Origin of the sequence: Micromonospora sp. KC721, assembly GCF_004348355.1 — a bacterium.
Lineage (GTDB): Bacteria > Actinomycetota > Actinomycetes > Mycobacteriales > Micromonosporaceae > Micromonospora.
The window spans coordinates 1-18,160 of record NZ_SMJY01000125.1 but is presented as its reverse complement, the minus strand read 5'-3'; the positions used below and the strand labels follow the sequence as shown (position 1 = coordinate 18,160).

18 protein-coding genes and 1 pseudogene are annotated in these 18,160 nt (G+C 72.1%); 8 read left to right on the top strand and 11 right to left on the bottom strand.

What is annotated here, in order from left to right:
- Positions 1-342 (bottom strand): annotated as a pseudogene (locus tag E1182_RS20280) (hypothetical protein); the annotation flags it as partial.
- Here E1182_RS20280 and E1182_RS20275 point away from each other — a divergent pair.
- Positions 320-820: a TetR/AcrR family transcriptional regulator gene (locus E1182_RS20275; protein WP_132267642.1), complete on the top strand. Its 501-nt coding sequence runs from the start codon at positions 320-322 to the stop codon at positions 818-820. The pseudogene E1182_RS20280 and the gene E1182_RS20275 sit on opposite strands and share 23 nt — an antisense overlap.
- A gap of 502 nt (positions 821-1,322) precedes the next feature.
- Here E1182_RS20275 and E1182_RS20270 read toward each other — a convergent pair.
- The 8 genes from E1182_RS20270 to E1182_RS20240 all read right to left on the bottom strand — a co-directional run bounded on the left by E1182_RS20270 (position 1,323) and on the right by E1182_RS20240 (position 8,472).
- Complete coding sequence (locus E1182_RS20270; protein WP_132267639.1) at positions 1,323-1,976, bottom strand: response regulator transcription factor; 654 nt, start codon at positions 1,974-1,976, stop codon at positions 1,323-1,325.
- Complete coding sequence (locus E1182_RS20265; RefSeq protein ID WP_132267637.1) at positions 1,973-3,073, bottom strand: sensor histidine kinase; 1,101 nt, start codon at positions 3,071-3,073, stop codon at positions 1,973-1,975. Before E1182_RS20265 ends, E1182_RS20270 begins: the two co-directional genes overlap by 4 nt.
- Before the next feature lie 5 nt (positions 3,074-3,078).
- Positions 3,079-4,473 carry a serine hydrolase gene (locus E1182_RS20260; protein WP_243706326.1) on the bottom strand — a complete coding sequence of 465 codons (1,395 nt, stop codon included), beginning with the start codon at positions 4,471-4,473 and terminating at the stop codon, positions 3,079-3,081.
- A 613-nt stretch (positions 4,474-5,086) separates the two neighbouring features.
- Positions 5,087-5,743, bottom strand: a complete 657-nt coding sequence (locus tag E1182_RS20255) for a TOPRIM nucleotidyl transferase/hydrolase domain-containing protein (RefSeq protein WP_243706325.1) — start codon at positions 5,741-5,743, stop codon at positions 5,087-5,089.
- Between the two features lie 97 nt (positions 5,744-5,840).
- The gene (locus E1182_RS32750) at positions 5,841-5,972 is read right to left on the bottom strand and encodes a hypothetical protein (RefSeq protein WP_256370845.1); all 132 of its coding nucleotides are present in this window, start codon (positions 5,970-5,972) and stop codon (positions 5,841-5,843) included.
- Between the two features lie 65 nt (positions 5,973-6,037).
- Entirely contained in the window at positions 6,038-6,502 is a 465-nt protein-coding gene (locus E1182_RS20250) for a hypothetical protein (protein WP_132267632.1), read from the bottom strand.
- Positions 6,477-7,112 (bottom strand): RNA polymerase sigma factor, encoded by a 636-nt coding sequence (locus E1182_RS20245; protein WP_132267629.1) that lies wholly within the window; start codon positions 7,110-7,112, stop codon positions 6,477-6,479. Before E1182_RS20245 ends, E1182_RS20250 begins: the two co-directional genes overlap by 26 nt.
- A 46-nt stretch (positions 7,113-7,158) precedes the next feature.
- Positions 7,159-8,472: a S8/S53 family peptidase gene (locus tag E1182_RS20240; RefSeq protein WP_132267627.1), complete on the bottom strand. Its 1,314-nt coding sequence runs from the start codon at positions 8,470-8,472 to the stop codon at positions 7,159-7,161.
- A 187-nt stretch (positions 8,473-8,659) separates the two neighbouring features.
- On the opposite strand from E1182_RS20240, the gene E1182_RS20235 reads away from it, so the two are divergent.
- Entirely contained in the window at positions 8,660-11,269 is a 2,610-nt protein-coding gene (locus E1182_RS20235) for a CHAT domain-containing tetratricopeptide repeat protein (protein ID WP_132267625.1), read from the top strand.
- A 57-nt stretch (positions 11,270-11,326) separates the two neighbouring features.
- On the opposite strand, the gene E1182_RS20230 is transcribed toward E1182_RS20235, so the two are convergent.
- Positions 11,327-12,226, bottom strand: a complete 900-nt coding sequence (locus E1182_RS20230) for a DMT family transporter (RefSeq protein WP_132267622.1) — start codon at positions 12,224-12,226, stop codon at positions 11,327-11,329.
- Positions 12,227-12,327: 101 nt separating this feature from the next.
- On the opposite strand from E1182_RS20230, the gene E1182_RS20225 reads away from it, so the two are divergent.
- The 3 genes from E1182_RS20225 (at position 12,328) to E1182_RS20215 (ending at position 15,429) form a co-directional block, all read left to right on the top strand.
- Positions 12,328-13,311, top strand: a complete 984-nt coding sequence (locus E1182_RS20225) for a LysR family transcriptional regulator (protein WP_132267620.1) — start codon at positions 12,328-12,330, stop codon at positions 13,309-13,311.
- An 83-nt stretch (positions 13,312-13,394) separates the two neighbouring features.
- Positions 13,395-14,111 carry an alpha/beta hydrolase gene (locus E1182_RS20220; RefSeq protein ID WP_132267647.1) on the top strand — a complete coding sequence of 239 codons (717 nt, stop codon included), beginning with the start codon at positions 13,395-13,397 and terminating at the stop codon, positions 14,109-14,111.
- Between the two features lie 142 nt (positions 14,112-14,253).
- On the top strand, positions 14,254-15,429 hold the full coding sequence (locus E1182_RS20215; RefSeq protein WP_132267617.1) for an erythromycin esterase family protein: 1,176 nt from the start codon (positions 14,254-14,256) through the stop codon (positions 15,427-15,429).
- A gap of 106 nt (positions 15,430-15,535) precedes the next feature.
- Here E1182_RS20215 and E1182_RS20210 read toward each other — a convergent pair whose 3' ends face one another.
- Complete coding sequence (locus tag E1182_RS20210) at positions 15,536-15,784, bottom strand: zinc-binding dehydrogenase (RefSeq protein WP_132267644.1); 249 nt, start codon at positions 15,782-15,784, stop codon at positions 15,536-15,538.
- 236 nt (positions 15,785-16,020) lie between these two features.
- Between E1182_RS20210 and E1182_RS20205 the strand changes: the two genes are divergently transcribed.
- The 3 genes from E1182_RS20205 to E1182_RS20195 form a co-directional block, all read left to right on the top strand.
- Positions 16,021-16,848 (top strand): SAM-dependent methyltransferase, encoded by an 828-nt coding sequence (locus tag E1182_RS20205; RefSeq protein ID WP_132267615.1) that lies wholly within the window; start codon positions 16,021-16,023, stop codon positions 16,846-16,848.
- A gap of 76 nt (positions 16,849-16,924) precedes the next feature.
- Positions 16,925-17,293 (top strand): hypothetical protein, encoded by a 369-nt coding sequence (locus tag E1182_RS20200; RefSeq protein WP_132267613.1) that lies wholly within the window; start codon positions 16,925-16,927, stop codon positions 17,291-17,293.
- 82 nt (positions 17,294-17,375) lie between these two features.
- Positions 17,376-18,160 (top strand): hypothetical protein (locus tag E1182_RS20195; protein ID WP_207921459.1); only part of this gene is annotated, 785 nt, incomplete at its 3' end.

Genomic DNA, 18,160 nt, shown 5'->3' with positions numbered 1-18,160 from the left:
GGGTGGGCCGGGGACGCGCCACAGTGCTGCGACGAATGTCCACGTGCCGAGGAGGAAGAGCACGGAGGCGACGGTCAGGGCGATGCCGAGAGGGCCGGCACGCAGCTCGGCGATGGTCGGGCTGGGCAGGTGGGCGAAGACCAGGTTGATGACGAACTCGACGCCGACCAGGGCTGCGAGAGCGACGAAGTTCAACGCGAAACCGATCGTGCCGAGCAGGCCGCTCGACCGCCCGTACGCGATGAAGAGCGCGGTCACCAGCGCCACCGCGAAGACCTGGGCGAGCGGGGCGATCAGTTGGGTGGCGTCCGTGGTGGGGATGACTTCGGCGCGCTTGGGCATCGCCGACCTGACCGTGCGCAAGGTCGCGACCGCAGCGGGTCGTTCGACGATGTGCGTCTACACCAAGTTCGGAAACCGGCGCGGCATGGTCGAGGCCGTGTACGAGTCCCTTGTCGACGATCTCGTCGCCGAGATCACCCCTCCGGCCGGGAGCCGGCCCGACGCCCTGGTTGAGGGCTGGGCACTGGCGCTGCGCGACTGGTCGATGCGCCACCCCGAACCGTACCGGCTCGTGTTCGACTATCCACTCGGTCAGTTCGAGGTCTCCGACGACGTCCGTATCGCGGCGATCGACCGGGTCGTCGCGGTGCCGGCGGAACAGATCGGCGCGGAGCGTGCCCACCGGGTCTGGGCGACCTGCCACGGCCTCCTCGCGCTCGAGCGGGCGTACGGGGCGCGCAAGCCGACCTGGAGCGGTTCACCGTCCTTGCTGGCGTACTACCGGTCGACCCTGCGGGACCTTCTCGAAGACCGGTGACGCCGCGCCGCTGCCGGGTCCGGTGAGCTACCCGAGATTCTCGGGCTGTTTCCCGGTCCCGACGAGGCGCAGCGCTGCGGCCGCGACCGAGCGGTGCAGCTTCGCGAGCGATGAGAGGCGGACAGGTCGCGTCGCATTCCGATGACGCTCTCCACCAGGCCGAAGACCAGGTCGCCGATGATGTCGAGTCTTCGATCGCGTCGGCGGTGGCCGCATGGAGGTCCGTTCGTCCCACGCGGTGCCCTCGCCAACCATAAGGGCGAGAATCCGGCCCGGCTTGATGCCGGCGTCTCCGGTCTCCTGAATGATCTGTAGCATCCGCTCGTACCGGCTGATCTTGCCCGGTTGCTCCGGCCCGGTCGGGTTGTACTCAACCTCCTGGGCTTTGGGTGCTCACCGGCAGCCGGAAGGAATAAGGCGTCACCCGGACCGACAACGGCGGTTCGCCGCGGGCTCGCCGCCGCGGGTCGGGGAGGCTCACCGGAGCCGGTTCCCGCACCGGTCACTCGGCGGTGAGGCCTGCTTCGTGGGCCAGGATGGCAGCTTGTACGCGGTTGCCGAGGTCCAGCCGGGCGAGAAGGGCGCTGACGTGCCCTTTGACGGTGCCTTCGACGAGGTGCAGCCGGCGGGCGATCTGGCTGTTGGACAGACCTGCGCCGATGAGGGCGAGAACGTCGCGTTCCCGCTGGGTGAGCTGCTGCACCTTCGCGCGGGCCTCGCCGGCGCGACCGAGGCCGGCCGAGCGTAGTTTGCCGATGACCCGCGCGGTGATGTCCGGGGACAGGTAGGCGCCGCCTTCGGAGATCGCGTGGATGCCCGCGAGCAGGTCTCTCGGGTTGCCGGACTTGAGCAGGAAGCCGCGTGCGCCGCTGTCGAGCGCGCGGGCAACGTACTCGTCGTCGCCGAAGGTGGTCAGCATGGCCACCCCGGCTCCGGGCAGAACACGGAGGATTTCGGCGGCGGCGGCGAGCCCGTCGAGCCGGGGCATCCGGATGTCGAGCAGAGCGACGTCGGGACGGTGGGCGAGGGCGAGGGCGATCGCCTCCCGGCCGTCGGCGGCCTCGGCGACCACCTCGATGGCGGGGTCCACGCCGAGGATGGCCCGGACACCGGCCCGGATCATTGCCTCGTCGTCGGCCAGCATCACCCGGATCATGACTCTCCCCGATGCGGCAGGACAGCGACGAGTTCGAACTGCTCCCCACGCGGGCCGGCCGAGATCGCGCCACCGGCCAGGCGTACCCGCTCGCGCAGGCCGGCCAGCCCGGCGTTACTGCCCGGTCCGCGTCGCAGGCCGGGCGGCAGCGGGTTGGTGACCGTGACGGTGGTCGTGCCGTCGGTGGTGGACACACGCACCCGCACGGGCGCGGTAGGGGCATGTTTCATCGCGTTGGTGAGCGCTTCCTGGACGACCCGGTGGGCTGCTCGGTCGACGCCCGGCGGGAGGCCTTCTCCGCCGTCGCGGTCCAGCGACACCGTGACACCGGCCTGTCGGGCACGTTCGACGAGCTCCTCGATCCGGTCGTTGACCGGCTCCAATGGTGCTGGTGCGCCATCCCGAAGCACGGTGATGATCTCCGCCAGCCGCCTGGTCGCCGTACCGGCTCCGCAGCGCAGCTCGGTGGCGGCCGCCCGGTGCCGCTCGTCCAGCCCGGGTGCCATTTCCAGCGCCCCGGCACGAAGCGCCAACAGACTGAGTTCATGCCCGAGCGTGTCGTGCATGTCGCGGGCGATGCGCGCACGCTCCTGCAGTCGGGCCTGCTCCGCACTCATCATCACCAGCTGGTCCTGCTGGCGCACGATGCGTCCGAGTGCCCACGGCAGCGCCACGACCAGGGCCAACATCAGCAGGCTGGTGCCCCAGCCGCCGCCGGTGACCAGGCCGTGGACGATGCCCAGCACCGCCGCGACGGCAAGAACAGCCAGTGCCGGCAGGGGCTGAGGTGCGCGGCGCCCGGCCAGCAGGCTGGTCATGAACAGTGCGGCGCCGAGCGCCGCGCTCCACACCGGCACCGAGTCGTGGATCGCCAGACCGCTGGCAAGGCTCGTGACCGCGCAGGCCGCCAACGAGATCAGCGGGTACGCCCGGAGCGTCACCAGGGCGGCGAGCGGCGCGAACACCGCACCGACCACCATCCACCACGACAGTGATCGATGGTCGACGACGATGACCGCCAACAGCAGCGCCACCACGCACAACGCCCACGGCGGGGCGGGTGATCGCCGAAACCACCCGCCCCTCGTCACGATCATCGACGTTACCCGGCGAGCATCTCGACCCGGGCGGCCCCCACCGGCACGGCGTGCTCGCCGGCCGGGCGGCGTGCCCGCACCAGGGCCGAGACCCGGATGATCATCACGCTCAGGTTGGTGAGCGCGGCGACCGCCGTCCAGACGACCAGCGGGAGCGTGTAGTACGCCAGCTGCACGAATGCGATGTCCCGTCCGCCGCCCACGATCCGACCGAGCAGGTCGGGCAGCATCACCAGCAACGCCGCCGGCACCAGCCGCGGCACGAGCCGCATGATCGGCTGCCAGAGCGGCTTGACAGCGAACCGGCGGGCCCAGTCACCGCTGCGGCGCAGGTTGCGGACACCCAGCGCGATGCTGACCACCGTGAAACCGGCCAACACAAGGTCGACGATCAGCCGCAGTGGCGCGGGCGCCTGCGGGTCGCCGCCGGTCACCAGCTCCGCGAGAGCGTCCGCCAGCTGACCGGTGCCCTCGTTGCCCAGGCCGAGACCGCTGTTGCCCAGCACCGCGATGCCGTGGCCGGACGGCAACAGCAACTGACTGGCGGTGAAGGTGAACCACACCCCGTTGTGGCGGATCCAGCCGTTGTCGTCGCGTACCCAGCCCAAACCGTAGGTCGAGTCCGGGCCGGAGGGGGTGTGCATGGTGGTGATGCCCGAGGCGGAGATCAGGCGGGCACCGGTGGCCGCGGCACCGCCGCTGTTCTGCATGATCAGCCACTGGGCCATGTCCGCCGCGGTGGTGATCAGCCCGTCGGAGCCGGCCATGAACCGCTTCGGCTCGGCCGCCCGGATCGTTGCCCCGTACGCGTACAGGTAGCCCTCGCGGACCTGCTCCGGCAGATCGCGCGGGGCCTGGTCGATGCTGGTGGTGGAGCGCATACCCACCGGCTCGAACACCCGGTCCCGCAGGTAGTCCGCGAACGGTTGCCCGGAGACCACCTCGACCAGCCGCGCCGCGAGGTGGTAGTTCGTGTTCGAGTAGGCGTACCTGGTGCCGGGGTCGGAGGCCAGGGTCGCCGCCCGCGCCCGCTGCTGCGCGGCGGCGAGCGAGTCGGGCTGTGGCAGGCTCTTCTCCCGCAGCGTGAGGTCGGTGATTCCGGAGGTCTGATCCAGCAGCTCCCGCACCGTGATGCGGGCCCCGCGGGCGTCGTCGACCTGGAAGTCCGGCAGATACTGGCGAACCGGCGCGTTTAGCTCCATCTTCCCCGCCTCCACCAGCTGCATCACCGCCAGCGCCGTGAACGACTTGCTGACGGACGCGGCCGGCATCGGCGTCGTCGCGGTCACCGCCGCGCCGGACGAGTCGTGACCATGACCGCCGACATACTGCACCTGACCGCCCTTGGTGATCGCCACGGCGACCCCCGGATACCCGGCCCTGCTCGCGAAATCCGCCACGACCCGTTCCACCGCCGCGGCATCGACTGCCGCGTCGCCGCCCGCGCCGGCAGCCAGCGCCGGGCCGGGCCCCGCAAGAATTGCCAAGCCGGTGGCCGCCACCACAGCGGTCCCCCGCCACCAGTGGTTACTGTTCGCCCTCACCGCGTGCTCCGATCATCTCGACTGATGCGGCCACGCTACGAATTTGGAACCTGCCGCCACCTGACCCGATCGGCAGCGACCACCCCTGACTTTCGTCAGGCTCGCAACTGCCCCGGGCCGCCGCGAGGTGGCTCAGGCGTCGGCGAACCAGCGATGGCTCGTGCCGCCGGTCATCGTCACCAGATGACGCAGGGTCACCTCCGCCAGCCCGAGCGCCACGGAGGTCAACGCCTTCGCGACCGAGCACAGATCGACCCGGTCGTCGGAGCGTGTCCGACGCTCGATCAGTGCCTGCCCTCGCGGTACAGGTGGACCCGTACGTGCCCAGGCCGCGCTCGCGATCCGCCCGCATGAAGTCGTCGAGGAGATCATCGTCCATTGGCGAATCCGAGTAGGTGGAAAACACCCGCAGGCAGGGTCCAAACCCGACCGGGCCAACACCGACGCCGACCTGGGATCCTGCGGTGGGTCAGACGGCGGTGAGCAGCGCGTCGAGTGGCCGGGGCAGGGTGCCGCGGCCGACCGCGGCCTCCACGAGCAGCCGTGCGTAGCGCAGGTTGCGAACCGAGCTGCTGCGCAGGAACCGGTAGATCTGTGCCTCGGGCTCCCGGCCGCGCCACGCCGGCTGGCTCTGGAAGGAGCGGAACGAGCGGAGGTCGCCGTACGAGTCGAAAAGCTCCACGACCTGCGGGACGCCCACGGCGCGGATCAGCTCGTCCTCCAGATCCTGGACGCAGACGTAGAACCCGAGTTGCTCCATGTCGGTGCGGGTGAGGGGCGACCCGACCTGGGCGGCGACACCTCGTCGGAACAGCTCCTCCTCACGCAGGTCGCACAGTCCGGCACGTCGCACCCGGGCGCCCAGCGGCGCCAGCCTCGTCAGGAAGCGGCCGATCGCGTGCGCACCCCCGATCGGCAGAATCACGATCCGCTCCGCGTCGAGATCCCGACCGCGGCCCACCGCGGCTGTCTGTAGTGCGATCTGGTCGCTGATGCCCTCGACGAGCACCACGGCGACGGCGTCGTCGACCTTCGCCAGGGCACGGGCCGTCGCCCGGGTCGTGGCGTTGGGGCCACTCGTGTGGCCAGCCAGAGCCTCTCGGGCACGTTCACGGCGACTGGTCACGTCCATGACAGTTTCACGGTCCGGGCCACGCCTCGGCACCCCCTCGGGAAGCCATGGCCGCAATCATCGGTGACCGGCGTATCCGCCGGCCAGGCAATTACGGCCCGCCCCGGTGGAGATCGTCGTCCCAGGTGACGCAGTTCGGCCCGGACAGCAGGGGCATCGAGGGGCCGGCCTCGGTGGCGTGCAGTATCTGCTCACGGTGGGACAGCGGTAGGTCCGCCGTCATCAGCTCAGGGGCGTGGTCCGCCGGGCCACGACCCCCGTCGCCGTACGTTGCGCCGGGCGGTGCCGTCAGCGCAGTGAGACCCAGGTGGTGGCCACCGCGTACCCGTCGGCCTGGGCGCGCAGCCGCACCGGGCCGGGTGGGGGAACGCCCAGCGAGAAGAAACCCACCTCGTCCACCGGCGCCTCGTCGTACGTGCCGGCGACGGTCTGTGCGCTGACCCGACCGCCCTCGGGCGGGGAGAGCTGCCCGACGATCCCGGCCTCGGTCACCTCGATCTCCAGGACCACCGCGCCGCTGTGGAACGACAGCGTCCGCGCGGAGCCGGCCGACCGGGTCAGCCCCGCCGGCTCCGCGTCGCACGCCGAGTCGAACACCAGCTCGGCGAGGGCGATCTCCGCGGCAACGTTCCGCCAGGCGAACGCGGCTCGCGCCGCGGTGAGGTACTCCTCCGGCACCGGGCCGGCCTCTCGCAGCGCCGCGCCCAGCTCGGCCGTCAGGGCGTCGTCATCGGCCGGCGGCCACGGCTCCATCGCGGTCACCTCCGTTCGGGCGGGTCGCCGGCACCGTGAGGAACGGTGCCAGCGCCGGGCACTCGCGCAGCCGGCGCAGGCAGCGGGCCTGGGTGGGGCCGATGCTGCCGATCGGTACGCCCAGCCGTTCGGCGATCTCCCGGTAGCTGGACGGTGGGTCGGCCGTCAGCAGGGACAGCAGTTCCTGGCAGCGCGGTGGCAGCTGCGCGAAGCCCTCCCGCAGCGCCTGCCGACGCTCCGCGCGCAGCAACTCCTCGTCCGGGCCCGCCGCATCCGCCGTGCGGGAAAAGCCATGGTACGTGTCGAGCGCCTCGTCGTACGGGTCGACGAGTTGGGTACGCCGGCCCAAACGGGTCAGCCGGTAGCACTCACGCCGGGTCGTGGTGGCCAGCCAGGCGGCGAGGGCCTGCGGATCCCGCACCCGACCCAGGTGCTCCACGAGGCGCAGCCAGACGGTCTGGTTGACGTCGGAGGCGTCGGTACCGTTCACCCCGCACGACCGGATCACCGAGTAGACCAGCGGGGTGTACCGGCGGACCAGTTCCGCCCACGCCGACTCGTCCCCGGCCGCGGCGGCGCTCACCAGGCTGGCCGCGCTGCGCTCGGTCACGTCGACACCGCCCGGCGGCACCGACGGTTCGCTCGCCGCCGACCGCTCATGTGACGAGCACGCCGTAGTCGGGGTGCCACCGTGGCGCCGCGAGCAGTGCCAGCCGCGCCGCGTCGGCGTTCATGCCGCCGGCGGTCATCAGCGCGGCGAGCCGGCCGGAGACGTACGCGGTGGCGAACGAGGTGCCCGCCCAGGTGGCGAAGCCGTGGAACACCCGGGTCGGCCGCCCCGGCAGCGGCAGTTGGCCCTCGACGTACGTGCTGTCGTGCTCGCCCGGTGCGCAGGCGTCGACCCACGGCCCGTACCCGCTGTAGGCGGCCGGCACCACGCCACCGGGCCCCTGGCTGACGGCCGCCACCGCGACGACCCGGGTGAGGGCCGCCGGCCACGGGGGCCGGCTGGTGCCGGCGTTGCCCGCCGCCGCCACCACGGCACTCGTCGAGGGCAGCGCGGCCACCGCGTTGGCCAGGGGCAGCGACGGCTGGTCGTCCTGGGTGAAACCGCCGAGGGAGAGGTTGATGATGGACACCTCGGGCGCGAGCCGGCCCATCGCGGCCACCACCGACGCCTCGTCACCGACGCCGGTGGCGGTCAGCGCCGGCTCCGGGTCGACGCGTACCCCCGGCGCGGCCTGCCGCACCACACCGGCGACGAAGGTGCCGTGCCCGCCCTGCGGGGCGAGCACGTCGGTGTGCACGTACAGCGGGTCCTCGTCGTCGACCTGCGGCAGGTACGTCCCGCCGAGCCATTGCGGGTGGCGGCTGCCGGCCAGCGGGCAGATGCCGGTATCGCAGATCCCGACCGTCACCCCCGCGCCCTCGCCGCGCCGACCGCCGTCCGGCGGCGGCAGCGCGGCGGCCGGTGCGGGTGGGCTGCCGGGGTTGCCCATGATGTTGCCCAGGCCCAGCAGGACGTGGTGCGGCTGCACCTTCGGCACCGGCTGCCCGGGCCACTGCTGGGGGTCGCGCAGCTGGGTCACGACCGCGGGAATGTCGGTCTCCCTGCCGAACAGCAGCCGGGTGACGCCGGCGAAGCTGTCCTTCGGGGTGACCGGGTGGCCGGCGGCGCGCAGCCGGGCGAGGACCCGCTGGGTGTCGGCGGCGGCGACCAGCAGCTGCCGGGGCCGGTAGAGAAACTGCTTTCCCCGGATGGTGTGGCGGCGGACGTTCTGGTCGGCGGCCAGCGCCTCGTCGAAGGCCCGCTGGTAGGCGGCGTCATCCGCGTCGTCACCGAACGCCGGCTCCGGGCGCAGCCCGACGCCGAGCGGTGCCACCGCCGCGGCGAGCGCGGACGCCGCCAGCAGTCGTCGTCGGGACACCCGGCCGGCCGGGTGCGGCGCATCGGGGTACTCAGGCGGCATGGGTCCTCCATGCGGTCGACGAGACGCCCGCCGGTGGTCGGCGCGGCCGAATTCCCCCCGGCGCCGACAATTCTTCCACGACATAGGGCAGTGTCAATAATATGAATGACTGGTGCCAATTTCCGACAATTTTCTGTCCGATAGTCGGCATTGACTGCGCTTCCCCTCTGGGCGGACGCTGTGGGGTATGGCCGATCGCACCGCGTCCGGTGCCGAGGCTGCCCAGGCGGCGCTGGACGCCGTCCAGCGCTACCCCCGCGAGGCGATCGCGATCGCCCGTCGGGTGCTCGCCGCCGGCGTCGACGACGACGAGCGCTCCACCGCCGAGCGGGCCATCGGCCTTGCCCTGCGGGAACTCAACGACCTGCCCGGCGCGCTGCGCCACCTGCGCCGCGCGGTACGCCTCGCCGGCACCCCCCGGGTCCGGGCACTGGCCCGGATGAGCCTCGGCTACGTACTGGCCAACGCCGGCCGCACCGCCGCGGCGCTGCGCGCGGTGTCGGCCGCGCTGCCGCAACTCACCTACGCGGACGCGGGCCGGGCCCGGATGCAGCGGGGCGTGGTGCTGCACTATCGCGGCCGCTACGACGAGGCGGTACGCGACTACACCCTCGCCATCGACATCGCCCAGCGCGAGGGCGATCTGCTGTTGGAAGCGCGGGCCCGCAACAACCGGGGACTGCTCAACGCCCACCGGGGGGCGTCCGGCGGCACGGATGACGACCTCGCCCGGGCCGCGGCCGCCTTCGACCAGCTCGGGCTGGATCTCGCGGCGGCCGACGCCCGCTGGAACGGCGGGATCGCCGCCGGCCGACGCGGCGACATCGCGGGGGCGCTGCGACGCTTCGCCGCCGTCGACGAGGAGTACCAGCGCCTCGCCGTCCCCCGACCGGCGCTGCTGCTGGACCGCTTCGAGCTGCTGCTGTCGGTGCCGTTGGTCGGCGAGGCGGTCGAGGTGGCCACGGCGGCCGTACGGGAGCTGCGCCGCCGGGGCATGGCCTCCGATTTCGCCGAGGCGCTGCTGGCACAGGCCCGGGCCGCCCTGCTCGCCGACGACGTCGACACCGCCGCCGCAGCCGCTGGCGCGGCCCGGGTCCGGTTCCGCCGCCAGGGCCGCCGCACCTGGGCCGCCTTCGCCCGGCACGTCGAGCTGCGCGCCGAGTACCGCCGGGGCGCCCGCTCGGCCACGCTGCTCACCGCGATGACGCGGACCGCCGACCAGCTGGAGGCCACCGGATGGCCCGGCCCGGCGCTGACCACCCGGATCGAGGCCGGCCTGCTGGCCGCCGCGCTGGGGCGCCCGGATCGCGCCCGGGAGCTGCTGGCGGTCGCCGCCCGGGCCCGCCGCCGGGGCACCGCCGACCGGCGGGCACAGGGCTGGTACGCGCTGGCCCTGTCCCAGCGGTTGAGCGGGGACGATCGTGCGGCGGGCCGGGCGCTGAGCCGGGGGCTGGCCGTGCTCGACCGGCACCGCACCTCGCTCGGCGCCACCGAACTGCGGGCCAACAGCGGGGCGTACGGGCAGGAGCTGGCGGCCGAGGGCCTGGACATCGCGGTCCGCGCCGGGGCACCGGCCCAGGTCCTGGCCTGGGCGGAGCGGTGGCGGGCCAACGGACTGCGGGCCCGGCCGGCGCTGCCCCCCGACGACCCCGAACTGGTGACGGCGCTCGCCGAACTCCGGCTGGTCAGCGGACTGCTGGAGGACGAGGTGCTGGCCGGCCGTCCCGCGCACGCCCTGCGCGGCCGGCAGTCCCGCCTGGAACAGCGCATCCGGGACCTGACCCGGCGAGTGCCCGGCGGGGGCGTCGCGCTGACCCCGCCGGGCGTGGCGGCGCTGGCCGCGCGGCTCGGTGACCGGGCGCTGGTCGAGCTGGTGGCGCACGGCGATCGGCTCCGGGCGGTGCTGATCCGCGCCAACCGGGCCAGCCTGCACGATCTGTGCCCGCTCGCCGAGGTGGTGGAGCTGACCCGGCGGCACCGGTTCGCCCTGCGCCGGTTGGTCACCACCGGCGATACGACCGCCGCGCGAATGGGAGCGGCGCACGTGGCGGCCACCCTGGACCGTCGGCTCTTCGATCCGCTCCGTCGGCGGCTGGCCGACCGGGCCCTGGTGATCGTCCCGGTCGGGGCACTGCACGCGGTGCCCTGGTCGGCGCTGCCGACCTGCTCAGGGCGGGCGGTGACGGTCGCTCCATCGGCCACCGTCTGGCTCGCCGCAGACCGCCGGGAGCAGCCGACCGGGCCGCCGGTGCTGGCCGCCGGACCGCGCCTGCCGGCCGCGCACGCCGAGGTACGCCGGCTCGCGCAGGTTCTGCCGGAGGCCCGGCTGTTCACCGGCGCCACGGCCACCGCCGACGCGCTGACCGGCGCGCTGGACGGCGCCGGGCTGGTGCACATCGCCGCCCACGGCACGTTCCGCGCCGACAACCCGCAGTTCTCCACCCTGGAACTGGCCGACGGCCCGCTGTTCGCGTACGAGTGGGAACGGGTGGCCCGCCCACCCGGCAGTGTGGTGCTCTCCGCGTGCGATTCGGGCCTGACCGGGGTCCGCCCCGGGGACGAGATCCTGGGATTCACCGCGGTGCTGCTGGCCCTCGGCACCCGGTGCCTGATCGCGACCGTGTTGCCGGTGCCGGCCGAGCCCACCACCGCGCTGATGCTGGACCTGCACCGCCGGATGCGGGCGGGTGCCCGGCCGGCGCGGGCGCTGGCCGAGGCGCAACGGGCGTTCGGCGCGGCCGGTGACGGGCCGGACCGGGCCACCGCCGCGGCGTTCGTCTGCTTCGGTGCCGGCTGACCTGGAACGCCGACGCCTCCCCCAGATGATCATTCAGTGCCCAGTTCTGGTCCGCCATCAGCGACCACGCCGGTCCGTCATCTCCCGGCGGCCGGGTAGGCGGGTCAGCGCGACGCCGATGAGCACGACAACCATCCCGGCGGCGACTCGGAGGCCGAAGTCCTCGTCGAGGACGATGACCCCCAGTGCCACCGAGACCACCGGCAGCAGGTAGCCGACGGTCGCCGTGTTGGTGGCACCCTCGGCGGCGATGTTCCGGTAGGTGAGGTGGAAGGTAACCCCGGTGGCGACGACGCCCAGGACCAGCACGGCGATCAGGGCCTTGGGACCGATCTCGATGGGTGTCAGACCGCCGGCTGGCAGCGTCAACGTGGTCAGGCCGGTCGCGGCGACGAGCTGCGCCGTCGACAGGGAGATGGTGGGGATGCCCTTGCCGACCAGGCTGCGGCCCATGTACGCGAAGCCGACGGCGTAGCTGGCCGCGGCGACGACGATAGCGAGCGCGCCCCAACCCACCGGTCCGGTCGTCTGCCAGGGAGCGAAGATCAGCACTACCCCGGTGAACCCGATGAGGAGTCCGGCCACCCGGAGCGGCGGCAGCCCGCGCTCGGAGCCGATGACCATCCCGATCAGCAGGGACCACAGCGGAGTCGTGGCGTTCAGCACGCCGGCGACTCCCGAGTCGATGGTCTGCTGACCGAGGCTGAACATGGCGAACGGCAGGGCGTTGCAGAAGAAGGCGGCCACGACGATCCGCCCCCAGGTCGCCCGGCCCGTCGGTAGCCGTCGGCCCCAGGCGAGGCAGACGACCAGCAGCGTGACCGCTCCGAGTGCGCACCGGCTGAGGGTGACCTGGACCGGAGTCAGCGCGGCCAGCGCCAGTTCGATCCAGAGGAAGGTCGATCCCCACAGCAGGGCGAGGACACCGATCCGCGCCCATGCCCATGCCCTGGCCATGACACCGTCCCCTGGTCTCCTTGGTCTGCCCTCGTTGACGGTGCCAGCCCCGAGGTGGAAGGACAAATAAAAGATTCTATCCGTCCGTTAAGCTGTGCTACATGCTCGACGTCAGGCGCATGCAGGTGTTACGTGCCGTGATAACCACCGGCTCGGTGACCGCGGCGGCGGCACACCTTGGATACACCCCCTCCGCCATCAGCCAGCAGGTGGCGGCACTGGAGAAGGAAGCCGGGATCGCGCTACTCGAACGCTTCGGCCGTGGCGTACGGCCCACGGCGGCGGGACAGCTCCTCACCCGACACGCCGCCATCATCAGCCAACACCTGGCCGAGGCCGAGACCGCGCTGGCCGACCTGCGCTCGGGGCGTACCGGCCGGCTGACGATCCGCTACTTCACCTCGGTCGGCCCGACCCTGCTGGCACCTGCCCTGGCCCGATTTCGACACCTGCACCCGGACGTGATCGTCGACCCCAAGCTGAACGATGCGGATGATCCGCTGCCGTACGTGCAGCAGGGCACCGCCGACCTGGCCATCGTGGTACGCCGCCGGAACGACGAGAGCCCGCCGGGCACCCGGGCGGTGCATCTGCTCGACGACGTGTACCAGGCAGTGCTGCCCACCGGACACCCGCTCGCCGCGCAACGGGTGATCGACCTGACCGACCTCGCCCGCGAACCATGGGTCGGCAGCGAACCGCCCGGCCCCTGCCTGGAGCCGATCATCGACGCCTGCGCCGCAGCGGGCTTCAGTCCGAATTTCGTGGCGAGGTCGGAGGACTACGCCACGGCACAGGGGTTCGTCGCGGCCGGCCTCGGCGTCTGTCTCATCCCCCGGCTGGGCCTGTCGACCCGCCATCCCGGCGTCGCCACCCGACCGGTCCGCCGCCCGGAGCCGATCAGGAAAATCCACGCCGCGGTCCGGGATACCTCGTTGGCACAGCCGGCGCTGCGGGCGCTGGTCGACGCCCTCCTGGACGCCGGCGAAACAGCGGCCCGCAGCCGCCGCGACCACGGGTCAGCCAGGACCGTCGCCAGGCCGTCACCTGCCCCGGACGCGGGACGGATCCGAGATGAAACGTGACCTCGCGCTGCCGGTACCACCCGGTTTGGCGAACGGGGGCGGGGTATCCCGTGGAGCAGCCCGAACCTGACGTGGAGGGCATCATGCCGATCACCGGCGAGACCGTACCGCCCCATCGGCAGCCGGAGGAGAACTCCCGGCACGGCCGGCTGATGGTCCGACCGGGCCGCCTGGTCGCGGCCTCGGCCCGTACGGGTTTGGTGCCGTTCGACGGGCAGGCCGGAGAACCGATCGCTCTGGCGTACGTGCCCCAGCCGGTGGGTGACCACCCCTACCGGCTGGTTCTGCTGCTGCACGGTGCCGGTGGCTCGCCGCGGGCGGCACTGGAGCTGATGCTGCCGGTCGCCGACGAGCAGCGCCTGCTGCTCGTGGCGCCGCAGTCGACCGCGGCGACCTGGGATCTGATCACCTCCGGCTTCGGTCCCGACGTACGTCGCATCGACCGGGTGCTGCAGGAGATCCTCGCCGGGTATCCGGTCGCCGGCATGCTCATCGGCGGCTTCTCCGACGGCGCGTCGTACGCCCTGTCGATCGGCCTGATCAACGGCGACGTCTTCGACGCCGTGCTGGCCTTCTCCCCCGGCTTCGCCGCGCCACTGGTCACCCATGGTCGCCCCCGGGTGTACGTCTCCCACGGCACCGGCGACGCGGTGCTGCCCGTCGATCCGTGCAGCCGACGCCTCGTGCCACGCCTGCGCATGCTCGGCTACGACGTCGCCTATGACGAGTTCGACGGCGGCCACGAGGTACCCGAGAGCATCGTGCGCCGCTCGGTGCGGTGGCTCGGCTCTCGGGCCTGAGACCGAGCTCGAGGACCATCCGGGCTTCCGCGCCGGATCCACTGACCTCATTCGTACATCAGTGTTTGAAGGTTTATCGCGGTGAAAGCAGGAGCGTGAGGGTTAAGTTTAAACTCGAATATTCAACGATAATGTTGAAGGTATGGATATCAGGAACACGGCCCGTCCGCTCGATGGCGCGGGCGTCTCAGCGTTTCTCCGGTCGCTTCCCGCCCGGCCCCTGCTGCTCGGCCTAGGCGAGGCCCGGCACTTCGTGGGAGAACTGGGCGAGGTGCGCAACGAGATCTTCCGGCATCTGGTCGCGCACGAGGGCTACCGGTCGTTCGCCATCGAGAGCGACTGTCTCCTGGGCCTCGTGGTGGACGACTACCTCACGACGGGCGCGGGCACGCTCGACGACGTCATGGAACACGGCTTCAGCCACGGCTTCGGCGCGGTACCGGCCAACCGCGAGCTCGTGCGCTGGATGCGGGCCTACAACGAGGAACACGACGAGAAGCTGCGCTTCTTCGGGTTCGACGGCCCGCTGGAATACTGGGCGGCGAGCCCGCGCCAGGCGCTCACCGCCCTCTACGACCTCCTCGACGGCCCGCTCCCCAACACCGTGGTGACCAGGGAAACCCTCGACGCGCTGCTGGGCCCGGACGACCGGTGGTCGAACGAGGCCACCGCCACGGACCCGTCCCGGTCGATCGGCCAGTCCGCCGACGCCCAGCGGCTGCGACTGATCACCGACGACCTGGTCGCGCTGCTCGACACGCAGGCGCCACAGCTGAGCGCGCAGGACAGGGAGCGGGCGGCACTGTACGCGCGCACCGCCACCGGCCTGCTGCGCTACCACTACTGGATGGCCGACGCGTCCCCGGCACGGTGGACCCGACTGTCGGCCCAGCGGGACGCGATGATGGCCGCCAACCTGCGGGCGGTCGCCGAGCACGGCCCGGCCCTGGTCTACGCCTCCAACCTCCACCTACAGCGGAACAAGAGCGTCATGTCGTTCGGCGACCAGCAGTTGGAGTGGTGGAGCGCGGGAGCGATCACCGCGACGCACCTGGGCGACCGGTACGCCTTCCTGGCCTCCGCCCTCGGCACCGTCGGCGACGACACCCCACCCCCGGACACCGTCGAGGGCATCCTGTCCACGCTCCCGTGGGACCACTGCCTCATCGACGCCCGACGCCTGGCCCGGGCCGTCACGACGCCCGCCCCGCGCGTCTCCCCCGACTTCGCCTACTTCCCGCTGGACGCGACCCAGCTCGACATGATCGACGGCGTCGTCTTCCTCAAGCAGGCCGTCCGGCTGGGTTCGCTGGGTTGACCGGCCCCGGGCGTGCCAGGCGAAGCTGACCCCGCCCGAACACCAGCGGGACCGGGAGGTGACACGTGCCGGCGCGGTCCGGTCGCCTGCTGTACGTCAGGGTCGGTCAGTGCGGAACGGTGACGACGATCTTGCCGGATTGGGTGTTGGACTCCAGGTATCGGTGTGCCTCGACGATGTCGGCCAGCTCGAAGGTTCGGTCGACGACGGGAGTCAGCTTCTCGGCGCCGCTGCCTTCGCGGCCCTGTCTACGCTGCTGCTGGCCACCATGCCCGATGCACGGACAGCGTGACGCCGGCCGGCACCGGGCGGGCACTTCTCCCAGTAGCGGGCGAGGGCCTGACTGGTCTCCCATCGCCGGTCTGAGCACGAATCGGCCCGGGGTGGCCGGCTGATCGTCGGACGTCGGCTCGGCGGCGGTGGTGTCGGCAGCCGAGAAGGTGCAGGTTCACCGCGTTGGGTCGGCCCGGTCATCGGGGTCGATGGGCAGGTCGGCCGGCAGCGGCAGGGAGGTGCACAATATGCGCCAATGCATCGCTACACTCAGCGAATTCGGCCGACGATGTTCCGGTGTGGACGGGGAGACTAGCTGTGACGGGTCAAAGGGGAGCACCGGCCGGCGTCGACATGAACGTGCCGAGCGTTGCGCGGGTCTACGACTTCATGCTCGGCGGCAAGGACAACTTCGCAGTCGACCGCATGGTGGCCGACCACGCTCTCAAGATCACACCAGATGGTCCGCAGGCCGCCCAGGCGAACCGTGCCTTTCTGCGCCGGGTGGTCCGGTTCCTCGTCGCCGAGCAGGGCGTCGACCAGTTTCTCGACCTCGGGTCGGGGCTGCCCACCCAGGGCAACGTGCACGAGGTGGCCACCCGCCACGACCCAGGGGCGCGGGTGGTCTACGTGGACAACGACCCGATCGTGCTGGCGCACGGGCGGGCGCTGCTGGCACACGACGGAACCGCCACGGTGATCCAGGCGGACGCTCGATCGCCGGAATCTATCTTGGACAACCCGGACGTTCGCCGGTTCTTGGACTTCGACCGTCCGATCGGGCTGCTGCTCTTCGCGATCCTGCACCACCTCCGCGACGACGAAGACCCGAAGTCCGTCGCGACGACGTTGTGCGCAGCCCTTCCTCCCGGCAGTTACGTGGCGATCTCCCACTTCCGTGACCCGGGCGAGCGGCACCCGGACGCCTCCCGCAAAGCCCGGGAGGTGGAAAGGGTCTTCAACCAGTCGCTCGGCACCGGCCGCTGGCGCACCGACGAGGAGATCCTCTCCTTCGTCGACGGCCTGGAGGTGGTGGAACCGGGCCTGGTGCCGCTGGCCGCGTGGCGGCCGGAGCCCGCCGAGGGAACTCCGAAGCAGACGGACACTTACCACACCTTCGTCGGACTCGTCGCCCGCAAGCCGTGACGCCGCTCTCCCGGTCCATCCGGTCCGGGAGTCGGATGGGGCACCATCACCAGCCGTGTTGGCCATAATGCCAACCATGAGACGAAGCCGACGGACCATCGTCGTCGTCGCGCTCGCGGTCACCGTGGCGAGTGTGGCGGTCGCCGTGCTCGGCTGGGGGCCGGGTGGCGTGGAGACGGCGAGCTGGGTGGCGAGCATCTTCAGCCTGACCGTCGCGACGGTCGCCCTGCTCGGCGGCGGGGTCGGTACGCAGGCGGACAGCAGCCCGGAGGGCGGGTACGCAGCGGGCCGTGGCCCCGATCGGCGCACCGCGATGCCAACCCCTCGACGCTGGAACCCGTCGCCGACCCGCTCGGGTGCCGGAGCCGTACTCGTCCTGGGTGGGCTCGGCGCCGCGCTGGTGGTCGTCCTGGTGCTCGGCGCAGCAATGATCATTTTCCGCTGATCCTTCTGCGGAACCGGTGCGGTCGCTGTCGACAACCCGACGAACAGATCGACAACCGCCGTATCGTGCCTACGCTCCTCCCGTGACGAGGCAGCTGGTCAGGGTCACCGACCAAGGAATGACGTTCGGCACGGCGGTTGCCCGGGTCGCCGAGTCGCTCAGTCCGTTGGGCGCGATCGCTCGGATCGTCGCCGAGTCCACCGCGTGCGCGGTGACGATGAAGGAACTGGATGTCGCTGGCCGGCGGATCGACGCGACCACCGAGGTGGCCCTCACCAGGCTGGAGAACCGCCGCAAGGACGCGGCAGCGTCGCTGCACGAGCTGCGTCGGCAGGTGGGCCGCAGTGACCTGACGGCGGAGGCGCTGCGTCAGTGCATCCGCAACATGCGGCGTGCCCTCGGCCGGCCGGGGACAACGGTGGCGGAGGCGCAGGTGTACGCGGAACTGATCCGCGACTTCGGCGACGATCTGCTCCGCCACCACTCGCAGCAGGGCAACCAGGTGCTGACCGGCATCGACATGGTGCTCAACGGGGCCGAGACCGGACGACGCCGACGGGGCGGCAGCGCCGGCCCGGCTGCCCCGCCAGCGGTCGGGCGGACCGCCCGCACCCCCGGCAACGCCGGTGCTGCCAGGCGGGCCGACCACGGTGCAGCGCCGACCCGGGCCGGCGGTCCGGTGCCGACGGACAACGCCCGGGCCGTCGGCGGCGACCGTCCGGCGCGGCCGAGCAAGCCGCGAAGTGGCGACAGCCGCGCCCCGGATGCCGACGGCCGAGTCGGTAAGGCCCGACCCCAGCGGGGCAGTGCCACCGTCCAGGATGGTGGCCAGGGGCGGCAGGGGGACGTCGCGGCACAGGGTCGGGC